This window comes from Williamsia sp. R60 (assembly GCF_054063855.1).
Map to the genome: position 1 here is coordinate 313,797 of NZ_JBSSGR010000001.1, position 12,570 is coordinate 326,366.

Below are 12,570 nucleotides of genomic sequence, written 5' to 3' on the forward strand. Positions count from 1 at the left end.
GAACGATGGCATGACGACGTGACGAAGGCCGTGTGATGCGGATCTCGCCCCGGCCTTGCCACCGAACGGTAACACGTTCTAGTTTTGGGGGTATGGCTTACAACATCGCCGACCTGATCGAGCATGCCGTCGACCTGATGGGCGACCGCGTGGCTCTCGAGACCGACGGCCGCAGCGAGACCTACACAGAACTGGAACAGCGGGCCAACGGGCTGGCGCACACCCTTCGGGCGCTCGGGGTGGCACCCGGCGAGTCGGTGGGCCTGTACAGCAGAAACGGTATCGAGGCCGTCGAGTCGATGGTCGCGATCTTCAAGGCGAGGGCCGTGATGGTCAACGTCAACTTCCGGTACGTCGAGAGCGAACTCGAACACATCCTCACCGACTCCGACACCAAGGTGCTCATCGTCGAGCGCCAGTACGTCGACAAGGTGGCGAACGTGTTGTCGAAGGCGCCGAAGCTGCGGGCCGTCATCGTCATCGAAGACGGGTCAGATCTCGACATCTCCGCCGTCGACGGGCTGCCCTATGAGAAGGCGGTTGCCGACGGCGGAACCGAGCGCGACTTCGAGGCGCGGTCGGACGACGACATCTACATGCTCTACACCGGCGGAACCACCGGCAACCCCAAAGGGGTCGTCTGGCGCCAGGAGGACGTGTTCCGGGTGCTCGGTGGTGGGATCGACTGGTACTCCGGTGAACCGATCAACGACGAGTGGCACTTCGCGAAGACGGGTGCCGAAGGTGGGCAGCTCGTCCGATTCCCGATCCCGCCGTTCATCCACGGTGGGTCCCAATGGGCTGTGTTCCAGGCGCTGTTCGGTGGCGGCAAGGCAATCGTCTACCCGGAGTTCGGGGCGCACCAGACCTGGGAGATCGTCGAACGCCACAAGGTGAACGTCATCTTCATCACCGGAGATGCCATGGGACGCCCCATGATCGACGCTCTCGGCGAGAAGGACTACGACCTCAGCTCGGTGGTGTCGGTGGCATCGTCGGCCGCGTTGTTCTCGGCATCGGTCAAGGATCAGTTCATCGACAAGTTCCCGAATGCGATCATCATCGACGCGATCGGATCGTCGGAGACCGGGTTCTCGGGAATGGGGATCATCTCCAAGGAGACCTCACACAGCGGCGGCGGTCCGCGCGTCAAGGCCGACCTGTCGACAGTTGTTCTGCGCGAGGACGGTTCGATCATCGAACCCGGCAGTGGCGAGATCGGCATCCTGGCCCGAACCGGGCACATCCCGCTGCGGTACTACAACGATCCGGTGAAGTCGGACAAGACGTTCAAGGTCTACAACGGTGTCCGGTACTCCATTCCGGGTGACCAGGCCCGTGTGGAGGACGACGGCACCGTGACGATGCTCGGCCGCGGGTCGGTGTGCATCAACTCCGGTGGCGAGAAGATCCATCCAGAAGAGGTCGAATCGGCCCTCAAGGCCCACCCCGACGTCTTCGACACCGTTGTGGTGGGTGTGCCCGACGAACGGTACGGGCAGCGGGTCGCCGCGGTGGTGGCCACCCGCGACGGCGTTCGCCCGCCGCTCGAAGACATCAACAAGATCGCCCGCCAGGACATCGCCGGGTACAAATGCCCGCGCTCGGTGTGGTTCGTCGACGAGATCAAGCGGTCGCCCGCCGGAAAGCCGAACTACCGGTGGGGTACCGAGATCACCGAGTCGCGACCTGCCGACGAAAACCTCTCCACTTCTTCACGAAAGGCCTAACCGGTGCGTACCTCCCTGTCAGACGAGTTCGGGATCGAATACCCGATCTTCGGTTTCACACCGTCGGAGCATGTCGCCGCTGCGATCAGCCGGGCCGGCGGAATGGGCGTGCTCGGTTGCGTCCGGTTCAACGAGGCGGAAGAACTCGACGCCACCCTGGACTGGATGCGCGAGAACACCGACGGCAAACCGTTCGGCGTAGATGTGGTGATGCCGGCGAAGATCCCCACCGAGGGGTCGCAAGTCGACCTCGATTCCATGATCCCGCCGGAGCATCGTGCATTCGTCGAGCGCACTCTGGACGATCTGGGCGTGCCCCCGTTGCCGGACGGTGACCGGGTGAGTGCAGGCGTTCTGGGCTGGCTGCATTCGGTGGCGCGTTCGCACGTCGATGTCGCTATGACGCATGCCGACAAGTACGGGCAGATCAAGCTCATCGCCAATGCGCTGGGCTCGCCGCCCGAGGATGTCATCTCGAATGTGCACTCCCACGGGGTGAAAGTCGCCGCGCTCGCCGGCGCCAAAGAGCATGCCCTGCGCCATGTCTCGGCCGGGGTCGACCTGGTGATCGCGCAAGGGCACGAGGCGGGCGGTCACACCGGCGAGGTGACGTCCATGGTGTTGTGGCCAGAAATCGTTGACGCCGTAGGGGATGCGGCGCACGTGTTGGCAGCCGGAGGGGTCGGCAGCGGTCGTCAGATCGCTGCCGCGCTGGCCATGGGCGCCACCGGGGTGTGGATGGGCACCTACTGGTTGACCGCCGCGGAGTACCAGCTCGGCGTGCGGGGCGCCGGGCCGTCGGTGATCCAGCAGGCGATCCTGAACGCGACGTCACGCGACACCGTGCGCCGCCGCATCTACTCGGGCAAGCCCGCTCGACTGCTCAAGACGAAGTGGACCGACGCCTGGGATGCCGAGAACGCGCCCGAGCCGTTGCCCATGCCGCTGCAGAACATCTTGGTGGCCGAGGCACACGCCCGGATCTCGGGTGCCGACGACCCCGGTGTCGTCGCCATGCCCGCGGGCCAGATCGTCGGCCGGATGAATGCCATCACCCCGACCGAAGAACTGATCAAGGGCCTCGTCGACGAGTACGACGCCGCCGTCGACCGTCTGGAGAAGGCCCGCCACTGACCGAACCGCAGACGTTTGCCGAAGGGGCGATTCGCGCATCCATCTCATGGAGCGAGAGTCGCCCCTTCGACATCCGACGAGAGGTGAGTCCATGACCCGTGACGCCGATCTGAGCCGTTTCATCGAAGCCCAGGAGCCTGTCTACGACCAGGTGGTCGAGGAATTGCGGTCGGGGCGTAAACGCACACACTGGATGTGGTTCGTCTTCCCCCAGATCGACGGGCTCGCGCACAGTGCCACCGCAAAGCACTACGCCATCGCCGATCTGCGCGAGGCGCGGGCATACCTCGCGGACGAGGTGCTCGGACCGCGTCTGTACGAATGCACCCAGTTGGTCGCCGACATCGACGGGCGGTCCGCCGAGGAGATCTTCGGCCACCCGGACAACCTGAAACTGCGTTCGTCCATGACCCTGTTCGCTCAGGCAAGCGGTACTAACGACGTCTTCACGGCGGTCCTGCACAAGTACTTCGGTGGAGAACCCGATACCCGCACCCTCGAGCTGCTGGGCCGAGTCTGACCTTCGCGAATCTCTCCGCGGCCATCACTGACCTGCGCATATGTGCGGAAGTGCGACCTGAGGTCGGGGTGAGGACGCCGACCCTTTTCTGGGGACGGGTGTGATCAGATATGGTTCCAGCCATCGGCTCACCGAGTTCCGGGAGTTGTCGGCGCAGGAGGCACAACCATGGCTGCACAGGATTCACCGCTGGTGCTCTCCGAGCGCGTCGAGACCGAGTCCGGCGCCACAGCGCTGATCACACTCAACCGGCCTGACGCGCGCAATGCGCTGACCGGGACGTTGATCGTGGCACTCCGTGAAGCACTTGCCGACGCAGACGCCGACGATTCCGTGCGCGCCGTTGTGCTCACCGGTGCCGACCCGGCATTCTGTGCCGGTGTCGATCTCCGGATGCTCGGTACCGAGGGCGGCTGGGACGAGGTCAACGTTCCTGGCGTGCCACTGGGATTTCCGTGGATACCGCTACGCAAACCCGTCATCGGCGCGATCAACGGCGCCACCGTCACCGGCGGCCTCGAACTCGCACTTGCGTGCGACATCCTCGTCGCCTCCGAGCGTGCCAGGTTCGCCGACACGCATGCTCGAGTCGGGATGATGCCCGCCTGGGGCCTGACCGCTCGGCTGCCCGCCGCGGTGGGCTGGGGCTTCGCCCGCCGAATGAGCCTGAGCGGCAACTTCGTCGACGCACCGACGGCCCTGCGGGTCGGTCTGGTCACCGAGGTGGTCGCACACGAAGACCTGATGTCGTCCGCGTTGTCGCTCGCGGCCGACATCGGCAACAACAACCAGCGTGCGGTGTCGGCGCTTCTCTCGTCGTATCGCGAAGCGCAGCAACACGAACTCGACGCCCAGCTGGCCACCGAGGAACGCAACTCGGCGGCGTGGATGGCAAGTTTCGACCCGGCCCAGGTGGCCGCGGCACGCGACCAGGTGATGAGTCGCGGCCGTCAGCAGATGAATTGAGGAGATCATGGGCAGTCCCATCCAGCGAATGGTGTCGGTGAAACGCGGTCGTACCGGTCGCGCGATCACGTTGCGCGACAAGGTTGTCGTGATCACGGGCGGTGGCCGGGGAATCGGTCTCGCCACGGCAGAACTGCTGCAGGAACGCGGGGCCAGGGTTGTCCTTGGTGACATCGACGAGGAGGTCGTCGGCAAGGCGGCGGCAAACCTCGGCTGCGAGGGTTACCCGCTCGACGTCACCAGCGACGAATCGTTCGCCGCATTCCTCGACCGGGTCGACAAGGAGTTCGGCCGGTTCGACGTGCTGATCAACAACGCCGGCATCATGCCCACCGGCCCGTTTCTGGAGTTCTCCGACTCGCTGATCAAGCGCAACTTCGAGATCGATCTACTCGCCGTGGTCCGCGGTAGCCGACTCGCGGCGCGCCGGATGGTCGAGCGCGGCGACGGCCAGATCGTCAACGTGGCGTCGGTTGCCGGATTGGTGCCGCTGCCCGGACTCAGCATCTACAGCGCCGCCAAGGCCGGCGTCATCGCGTTCTCCGAGGCCCTCGACGGGGAATTGAGCATGCAGGGCGTCCGGGTGCTCACGGTGATGCCGAACTTCACCAAGACCGGCCTCATCGACGGGTTGCAGACCACCGCCCTGATGCCGCCCATCGAGCCCGATGACGTTGCGCGCCAGATAGTCCAGAGCATCGAGACCAGCCGCGACCGCGTGGTGATCCCGAAGCAGAGCATGGCCACCCTGGGGTGGATGGTGACCCCGAGGTTCCTCAAGAACATCTACGGTCGACGCTTCGGTTTCGATTCCATGTTCATGGCCTACGACCAGGACAAGCGATCCAAGTATCTCGAGCGAGTCACCCGCAGCTAGCCGATGATGGTGGCTTCGGGTGAGGCCCACCTGGGCAAATGCTCACCCGAACCCACCACTATCGGGGGTTGGCGGCGACGTACTTGAGATCACGGCCTTCGCGCACCCAGGTGGGGGGTGCATCGTCGGAGGCCAACGTGCGCTTGAGGATCTTGAAGGTGTCGGTGCGGGGAAGGTCGTCGACCAACCGAACGCGGGTGGGCCACTGCTTGGGGCCGAGGTCTGACTGTGTGGCCAGAAAACCGGTCAACTGGTCGGCGGTGAGTCCCGGCGCCACCAGCGCCGCCGCGAGTTCGTCACCGACGTCGGCCCGCACGCCGTACACGGCGGCCATGGCGATCGATTCGTGGCGTAGCAGTACCCGTTCAATCGGGCCGGTGCCCATGTTCTCGCCGTCCACGCGGACCCAATCACCCAGTCGCCCTGCGAAGTACACGTATCCCCGGTCGTCGACGTAACCGAGGTCGCCGGTGTGATAGATGCCGTCGCGCATGCGTTCGGCGTCGGCGTCGGGATTTCGGTAGTAGCCGGTGAACAGTCCGCCACCTGAGCTGTTGACGATCTCTCCGACGGCTTCGCCCGGGTTCAGCAGCTCACCGTGCTCACCGAAGCGTGCTGTCTCGCATACCTTGCCTGTGTCGGGGTGCCGAACCTCGGTGGGCGGGACCAGGGGCCCGAGCGCCTCGGGCGGAGTGTCAGGGGTACGGGTGATCGAGACCCCGCCCTCGGTGGAACCGAACCCATCGATCACCGTGACGTCGAAACGCTCTGTCACCGCTGTGATGTCAGCAGGCGACGCCTCGTTGCCGTACAGGATTCGGAGCGAATTCTCTTTGTCGTCAGAACGCGGTTCGGTCGCCAGGACGTACGACAGTGGTTTGCCCACATAGTTCGCGTAGGTCGCGCCGAAGCGGCGGATGTCGTCCAGGAACGCACTGGCCGAGAACCGTCGACGCAGGGCAACCGACGATCCGCCCGCCACCGCGACCATCCACCCTGCGATGATCGCGTTCGAGTGGAACATCGGCATGGACAGATAGGCAACGTCTTTCGGTCCCAATTCGAACCTGGCGGACAACATGGAACCGCCGACGGCGAACTTGCGGTGACTGCACTGCACCGCTTTGGGGTCCCCGCTGGTCCCGGAGGTGAAGATGAGCATGAGCACTGTGTCGGGGTCGCAGTCGCTGAACGTCACGGGTGCATCCAGGTGGGGCTCGAGCAGCTGGGGCCACTGCGGGGAGTCGACGTCCAGAACGTGAACTCCGTCCAGATCGACATCGGCCAGCAGGCCCGCGGTCGCGTCCTCGACGATGACAACCTGACAGTCCGCGGTGGCGATGTCCCCGGCCAATGCGGCTCCGCGCCGAGTGGGATTTAGGCCCACGATCACGATCTCGCCCATCACAGCTGCTGCGAGCAGGTAGCTGAACTCGGGGATGTTCTCGAGCAGGAGCGCAACATGCCGTGGCTTACCCGGATCGAGCAACCCGTCGAGCGCGGCCGCCCTTGCCGCAGACAGGCGCAGATGGTCACGCCAACTGATGAATTCGTTCTCGAAGTACAGCCCCGCATCGTCGACGTTCGCGAGCGGCGCCAGCATTTCCCCTACCGTGCCGGGACCATCTGCCATCGTCTCAGGCGGGTTCGGCGGCCAGAGCCGCGCCGATGCGCCGCAATTGGACAGGCGCCGATCCGAGCGCGAACTCGTTCTGCTTGGCGTGCAGGAAGTAGCGGTGCAGCGGATGGTCGACATCGATACCGACGCCACCGTGCACGTGGACAGCTGTGTGTGCCACCCGGTGGCCGGCATCGGCGGCCCAGAACTTGGCCGTGGCAAGCTCTTTGCCCGCTTCGAGGTGTTCGGACACCATCCAGGCGGCTTGCAGGGTGGTCAGCTTGAGTCCACGGACGTCGATGTAGGCGTCGGCGAGCCGCTGCGCGACAGCCTGGAACGATCCGATCGCCCGGCCGAACTGTTCCCGCTCGCGACCGTAGTCCGCCGTGAGTTCCAGAGCCCGTTCGAGCACCCCGGTTTGTTCGGCACACAGGGCCAGCGTCATCCGGTCGCGGAGAAAGGCGACCGCAGCGGTGCCGGCGGATCCGAGCACGCGGGAGCGGTCGACCCGAACCCCGTCGAGTTCCACTGCAGCACTGGGCGTCAACCCGGTGGACGGGGTGGGTGTGATGGTGACACCCGGGGTCGTGGCATCCACCACGAACACCGAAACCCCATCGGGGCCCTGAGCGTTGACCACCACGGCATCGGCGACCTCGGCGTACGGCACATTCACTTTGAGGCCTCGAAGAATCCAGTCGTCGCCCTCGGCGGTGGCCGTGGCGACCGGCTCGAGTGGGTCGTCGGCGAGATCCTCGTCGAGCGCCACCGTGATCAGCTTCTGACCCGCCACCAGATCCGACAGCCACTGCTGCTTGAGGGCGTCGGTTCCGAACTCGGCGACGGCGGGGATCGCGGCGATGGCAACCGGACCGAACGGAACCGGGGCCAGGACTCTGCCGAGTTCCTCGGCCACCGCCACGTTGTCGACGATGGTGAGCCCCGCGCCACTGACCTCTTCGGCGAGTTCGACCCCGAGGAGCCCGGACGACGCCAGCTGCGACCACAACTCTCGGTCGAAGGCGACCGTGGTGGCCCCAGCCGAGGTGTCACCCTGCAGTTGGACGAGGCGGTCGGTGGTCACCAGCTTCTTGGCGATGTCGCGGGTGAGCCCGGCGAGATCGGTGGTCTGTTCACTGCGATGAAAATCCATGGTGTGCTTCCTGATTCCTCGGTGAGACGGTGGCGCCGCCGGAAGTGGTGCCTGCCAGGGTCGGTTCGGTGGCGATCCGGACCGGTCAGCGGCGGGCGGGGGGCTGGCCGAGGGCGAGCATCGCGATGATGTCGCGCTGGATCTCGTTGGTGCCGCCGCCGAAGGTCAGGATCAGCGATGAGCGGTGGAAACGTTCGAGTCGACCACGCAGATGTGTGCCTGCGCTGCCCTGACGCAGTGTCGCCGAAGGCCCCAGGACCTCCATCAGCAAACGGTAGGCCTCGGTGGCGAACTCGGTGCCGAAGACCTTGGTGGCCGAGGCGTCCGCGGGCGAAGGTGATCCGCCCCCGGTGGCCTCGGAGGCGATGTTCCAGTTGATCAACTTGAGGAACTCCACCTTGGCGTGCACCTTGGCGAGATTCATCTGCACCCACTCGTTGTCGATGACCCGCTGGCCGCGAGCATCTTTGGTGTTCTGCGCCCATTCGACCGTCTCGCGCAAGGCGGTCTGGATCGGCGCGGCGCTACAGAGTGACACCCGTTCGTTGTTGAGCTGGTTGGTGACCAGCGGCCAACCGCCGTTGAGTTCACCCACCAGGGCGTCGGCGGGTACCCGGACGTTCTCGTAGTAGGTGGCGCTGGTGTCCACACCGGACATGGTGTGCACAGGTGTGTAGGAGAAGCCCTCGACGTCGGTCGGGACGATGAGCATCGAGATGCCCTTGTGCTTCTTCGCCTCCGGGTCGGTACGGCAGGCCAGCCAGATGTAGTCGGCGTACTGGATGAGGCTGGTCCACATCTTCTGGCCGTTGATGACGAAGTCATCGCCGTCGCGGACGGCGGTGGTGCGCAGCGACGCGAGGTCGGTGCCTGCGCCAGGTTCGGAGTAGCCGATGGAGAAGTGCACGTCGCCGGACGCGATCGGCGGCAGGTACTTGGCCTTCTGCTCTTCGGTGCCGAAATGCATGATCGTCGGCGCTACTGAGTTGATGGTCAGGAACGGCACCGGTGCTCCGGCTATCGCCGCCTCGTCGGTGAAGATCAGCTGATCCATCATCGAACGATCCTGGCCGCCGTACTCTTTGGGCCAGCCCAGCGCCAGCCAGCCGTCGCGGCCCATCTCGCTGACGACCTCGCGGTAGACGTTGCCCTCGCCGAACTCGCCAGATGTCGATGAGAGTGCCGCTCGCCGCTCCGGCGTGATCAACTTGGAGAAGTACGCCCGGAGTTCGCGCCGAAGTTCCTGTTGCTGGTCGGTGTAGGCAATACGCATCGGTGCTCCAAGGTTTCGGGTGCGCGTGGGAGCCGACCGGACCAATCCGGTCGCACTCTTCTATAACACGTTCTAACCTGTAAGTTGGCTGCCCGTCAACAAGTGGCCACCGTGGCCAGGCGATGGAAGGAAACTCATCTCATGAAGATCAAAGCCGATTTCGATCTCTGCGAGTCCAACGGTGTGTGCGTGGGGATGGCGCCGGACGTTTTCGATCTCGACGACGACGACTACCTGGTGATTCTTCAGGAGGACGTTCCCGAAGAGCGGCGCGAGGAGATGCGCCAGGTGGTCGGCAGTTGTCCCAAGTCGGCTCTGTCGATCGAGGATTGACCGGTGGTTGCGGGCGGGTGTCGGATCGCTCGCAACCTGTGAATATCTTCAAACATTTGGCACAGAGTGAGAACACGTTCTACATTTGCGAGCAGACGTAGCCGGGAACCGCGGCCTGTGAGTGCGGTCCCGCGCAGCAACGCCGAGATGGAGGACGTTCGTGAGTGATCTGGATGGTCGCGTAGTCGTTGTGACCGGAGCTGGTGCGGGCCTGGGTCGCGCCGAGGCGATCGGCCTCGGTGCACTCGGCGCCACGGTGATCGTGAACGACCTCGCCGGCGCCCTGGACAAGAGCGACGTGCTCGACGAGATCAAGGCCGCTGGCGGGGTGGGAGTTCCTGTCGCCGGCGACATCTCGGATTCTGCGACGACCACCGAGATCATGCGGGTCGCCACCGAGGAACACGGTGGCCTGCACGTCGTGATGAACAACGCCGGTCTCGTTCGGGACAAGATGTTGTTCAACATGACCGACGACGACTGGGATCTGGTGATCCGCGTGCACCTGCGTGGTCACTTCCTGATGAGCCGCAACGCAGGCGCGTACTGGCGCGGTGAGTCCAAGAAGACCGGCGAGCCGGTGTTCGGCCGGCTGATCAACACCTCGAGCGAAGCCGGACTGACCGGTCCTGTCGGACAGGCCAATTACGGTGCGGCAAAAGCCGGTATCACCTCGCTGACCTTGACGGCCGCGCGCGGACTGTCCGCCTATGGCGTGCGTTCCAACGCCATCTGCCCCCGTGCCCGTACGGCCATGACCGAGGGCACCTTCGGTGAGGCGCCCGACGGCACCGTCGATCCTCTGTCGACCGACCATGTGGTCACCCTCGTGCAGTACCTTGCCGGTCCGGACTCCGACGGGGTCAATGGTCAGGTGTTCGTCGTCTACGGTCCAAAGGTCACGCTGATGGCGGCGCCCACGGTGGAGCAGACGTTCGAGGCGGGCGGCGACGCCTGGGACCGATCGGATCTCTCCAAGACGATGTCCGAGTACTTCGTCGGACGCGATCCGGACGCCACGTTCTCGGCCGGCAAAGCGCTGTTCGGTTAGCGCCGCAAACCTTCTTGACCGGGGGTTTCGACACTCCCTGTGAACGCTTCGAATAAGCCGATTCGAGCAACTGGACATGTGATAAGTTCGCGACGAACCACCCGGAACTGCAGTGATCCATCACGGATCGAACCGGTGGAACGTGTTATAAAACGAAGGCGTCGGGGATGGCTTCGAAGGGGAAAACTTCCTAATTGACAGTCTGACGATTCCTCCACATCAGAACTAGAACACGTTATGATCGAGCAGCCTCGTTCGATCCGGGTCTTTGCCGCAGTTAAAGGAGAGTTGGTGAACCGTAGACTGGCTGTCCCGTTCGAGAGCGTGGGCGATTTCGTTGCGATGAGCGTCAGCGCGGCACGTGAACTCTTCCGCCCGCCGTTCCAGTGGCGCGAGACAATCGAACAGTCGTGGGCGATCGCCCGGGTGTCGATGGTCCCCACTGTCCTCGTGGCGATCCCGTTCACCGTTCTGGTGAGTTTCACCCTCAACATCTTGCTTCGCGAGCTCGGCGCACAGGACCTCTCCGGCGCGGGCGCGGCACTGGGCACCATCACCCAGATCGGCCCGATCGTCACCGTGCTGATCGTGGCAGGCGCTGGCGCCACGGCCATCTGCGCCGACCTCGGAGCCCGCACGATCCGCGAAGAGATCGACGCGCTCCAGGTTCTGGGCATCGACCCGATCCACCGCCTCGTCGTTCCCCGCGTGATCGCCTCCACGATGGTGGCCATCCTGCTCAACAGCCTGGTGTGCACCATCGGCATCGGCGGTGGATTCGTCTTCTCGGTGTACCTCCAGGACGTGAACCCGGGTGCGTTCATCGCGAACCTCACTCTGCTCACCGGTTTTCCGGAACTGATGATCTCGATGGTGAAGGCGGCGCTCTTCGGACTCGCGGCCGGACTCGTCGGCTGTTACCGCGGTCTGCACGTTGCCGGTGGCGCCAAAGGCGTCGGTGACGCGGTCAACGAAACCGTGGTCTATTCATTCATGGCGTTGTTCGTGGTGAACGTGGTCGTCACCGCCGTGGGCCTCAAAGCGACGGCAGGGTAGCAGCGATGATTCTTCCGGAAACCGTCCGACTACGCTCAACACGCGTGGCGTTCAAACGAGCCAGCGGTGGTTGGGACCGAATCGGCGACCAGGCGTTCTTCTACTGGGACAGCCTGATCAGCATCCCCCGTGCCGTCCGCGGCTACAAGAAGGAGACGCTCCGGCTGATCGCCGAGATCAGCATGGGTTCAGGCGCTCTCGCGATGATCGGCGGCACCGTTGTCGTCGTCGGGTTCCTCACCCTGTTCACCGGCGGAACCATCGCGGTGCAGGGCTACAGCTCGCTGTCGAACATCGGTGTCGAAGCCCTCACCGGATTCTTCTCGGCGTTCATCAATGTCCGTATCGCCGTCCCGGTCATCGCCGGCATCGGTCTGGCCGCCACGATCGGGGCCGGTGCCACGGCCCAGCTCGGCGCCATGCGGGTCAGCGAAGAGATCGACGCCCTCGAGGCGATGTCCATCGCATCCATCCCGTACCTGGTCAGCACGCGCATCGTCGCCGGACTGATCGCGATCATCCCGCTGTACTCACTGGCATCGGTGGCCTCGTTCCTGGCAAGCCGATTCGCAACGGTCTTCTTGTACGGGCAGTCCTCGGGCGTCTATGACCATTACTTCTCGACATTCCTCATATCCACCGACATCCTCTGGTCGTTTGTGCAGGCGATCTGTATGGCCGTGGCTGTCATGATGATTCACACCTACTACGGCTTCAACGCCTCCGGCGGACCGGTCGGGGTCGGCATCGCGGTCGGTAACGCGGTGCGCGCCTCACTCGTGGTCGTCGTGGTCATCACGTTGCTGACCTCACTGGCGATCTACGGCATCGACGGAAAGTTCAACCTTTCGGGGTAGCC

At 64.5% G+C, this 12,570-nt stretch carries 12 protein-coding genes; 9 read left to right on the forward strand and 3 right to left on the reverse strand.

Features of this window, described 5'->3' with window-relative positions; all coding sequences use genetic code 11:
* Window positions 1-92: 92 nt before the first annotated feature.
* The 5 genes from ACVWY6_RS01345 (at window position 93) to ACVWY6_RS01365 (ending at window position 5,227) form a co-directional block, all read left to right on the forward strand.
* The gene (locus tag ACVWY6_RS01345; protein WP_457535749.1) at window positions 93-1,730 is read left to right on the forward strand and encodes an acyl-CoA synthetase; all 1,638 of its coding nucleotides are present in this window, start codon (window positions 93-95) and stop codon (window positions 1,728-1,730) included.
* Between the two features lie 3 nt (window positions 1,731-1,733).
* Window positions 1,734-2,864 (forward strand): NAD(P)H-dependent flavin oxidoreductase, encoded by a 1,131-nt coding sequence (locus ACVWY6_RS01350; RefSeq protein ID WP_062797199.1) that lies wholly within the window; start codon window positions 1,734-1,736, stop codon window positions 2,862-2,864.
* A 91-nt stretch (window positions 2,865-2,955) separates the two neighbouring features.
* Window positions 2,956-3,384: a DUF1810 domain-containing protein gene (locus ACVWY6_RS01355; protein WP_457535752.1), complete on the forward strand. Its 429-nt coding sequence runs from the start codon at window positions 2,956-2,958 to the stop codon at window positions 3,382-3,384.
* Between the two features lie 168 nt (window positions 3,385-3,552).
* Complete coding sequence (locus tag ACVWY6_RS01360) at window positions 3,553-4,350, forward strand: enoyl-CoA hydratase (RefSeq protein WP_457535754.1); 798 nt, start codon at window positions 3,553-3,555, stop codon at window positions 4,348-4,350.
* A 7-nt stretch (window positions 4,351-4,357) separates the two neighbouring features.
* Window positions 4,358-5,227, forward strand: coding sequence for an SDR family oxidoreductase (locus ACVWY6_RS01365; protein ID WP_197038016.1), 870 nt, complete (start codon window positions 4,358-4,360; stop codon window positions 5,225-5,227).
* Window positions 5,228-5,285: 58 nt separating this feature from the next.
* Here the strand turns inward: ACVWY6_RS01365 and ACVWY6_RS01370 are convergent, their stop codons facing one another.
* The 3 genes from ACVWY6_RS01370 to ACVWY6_RS01380 all read right to left on the reverse strand — a co-directional run bounded on the left by ACVWY6_RS01370 (window position 5,286) and on the right by ACVWY6_RS01380 (window position 9,271).
* Complete coding sequence (locus ACVWY6_RS01370) at window positions 5,286-6,830, reverse strand: long-chain-fatty-acid--CoA ligase (RefSeq protein WP_457535756.1); 1,545 nt, start codon at window positions 6,828-6,830, stop codon at window positions 5,286-5,288.
* Between the two features lie 34 nt (window positions 6,831-6,864).
* The gene (locus ACVWY6_RS01375) at window positions 6,865-7,998 is read right to left on the reverse strand and encodes an acyl-CoA dehydrogenase family protein (protein ID WP_457535758.1); all 1,134 of its coding nucleotides are present in this window, start codon (window positions 7,996-7,998) and stop codon (window positions 6,865-6,867) included.
* 85 nt (window positions 7,999-8,083) lie between these two features.
* Window positions 8,084-9,271, reverse strand: coding sequence for an acyl-CoA dehydrogenase family protein (locus ACVWY6_RS01380; protein ID WP_023961216.1), 1,188 nt, complete (start codon window positions 9,269-9,271; stop codon window positions 8,084-8,086).
* A gap of 141 nt (window positions 9,272-9,412) precedes the next feature.
* Here ACVWY6_RS01380 and ACVWY6_RS01385 point away from each other — a divergent pair, with 141 nt between their 5' ends.
* The 4 genes from ACVWY6_RS01385 (at window position 9,413) to ACVWY6_RS01400 (ending at window position 12,568) form a co-directional block, all read left to right on the forward strand.
* The gene (locus tag ACVWY6_RS01385; RefSeq protein ID WP_457535761.1) at window positions 9,413-9,604 is read left to right on the forward strand and encodes a ferredoxin; all 192 of its coding nucleotides are present in this window, start codon (window positions 9,413-9,415) and stop codon (window positions 9,602-9,604) included.
* 160 nt (window positions 9,605-9,764) lie between these two features.
* A complete protein-coding gene (locus ACVWY6_RS01390; RefSeq protein WP_023961220.1) occupies window positions 9,765-10,655 on the forward strand; it encodes a 3-oxoacyl-ACP reductase in 891 nt (296 codons plus the stop codon).
* Window positions 10,656-10,946: 291 nt separating this feature from the next.
* Window positions 10,947-11,711, forward strand: coding sequence for an MlaE family ABC transporter permease (locus ACVWY6_RS01395; protein WP_031333039.1), 765 nt, complete (start codon window positions 10,947-10,949; stop codon window positions 11,709-11,711).
* Between the two features lie 5 nt (window positions 11,712-11,716).
* Complete coding sequence (locus ACVWY6_RS01400) at window positions 11,717-12,568, forward strand: MlaE family ABC transporter permease (RefSeq protein ID WP_030172703.1); 852 nt, start codon at window positions 11,717-11,719, stop codon at window positions 12,566-12,568.
* Window positions 12,569-12,570: the final 2 nt, after the last annotated feature.

Coding starts and splice junctions, on each gene's coding strand:
- ACVWY6_RS01360 (WP_457535754.1), top strand. CDS start 3,553: ATGGCTGCACAGGATTCACCGCTGGTGCTCTCCGAGCGCGTCGAGACC.
- ACVWY6_RS01355 (WP_457535752.1), top strand. CDS start 2,956: ATGACCCGTGACGCCGATCTGAGCCGTTTCATCGAAGCCCAGGAGCCT.
- ACVWY6_RS01370 (WP_457535756.1), bottom strand. CDS start 6,830: ATGCTGGCGCCGCTCGCGAACGTCGACGATGCGGGGCTGTACTTCGAG.
- ACVWY6_RS01345 (WP_457535749.1), top strand. CDS start 93: ATGGCTTACAACATCGCCGACCTGATCGAGCATGCCGTCGACCTGATG.
- ACVWY6_RS01400 (WP_030172703.1), top strand. CDS start 11,717: ATGATTCTTCCGGAAACCGTCCGACTACGCTCAACACGCGTGGCGTTC.
- ACVWY6_RS01375 (WP_457535758.1), bottom strand. CDS start 7,998: ATGGATTTTCATCGCAGTGAACAGACCACCGATCTCGCCGGGCTCACC.
- ACVWY6_RS01365 (WP_197038016.1), top strand. CDS start 4,358: ATGGGCAGTCCCATCCAGCGAATGGTGTCGGTGAAACGCGGTCGTACC.
- ACVWY6_RS01380 (WP_023961216.1), bottom strand. CDS start 9,271: ATGCGTATTGCCTACACCGACCAGCAACAGGAACTTCGGCGCGAACTC.
- ACVWY6_RS01385 (WP_457535761.1), top strand. CDS start 9,413: ATGAAGATCAAAGCCGATTTCGATCTCTGCGAGTCCAACGGTGTGTGC.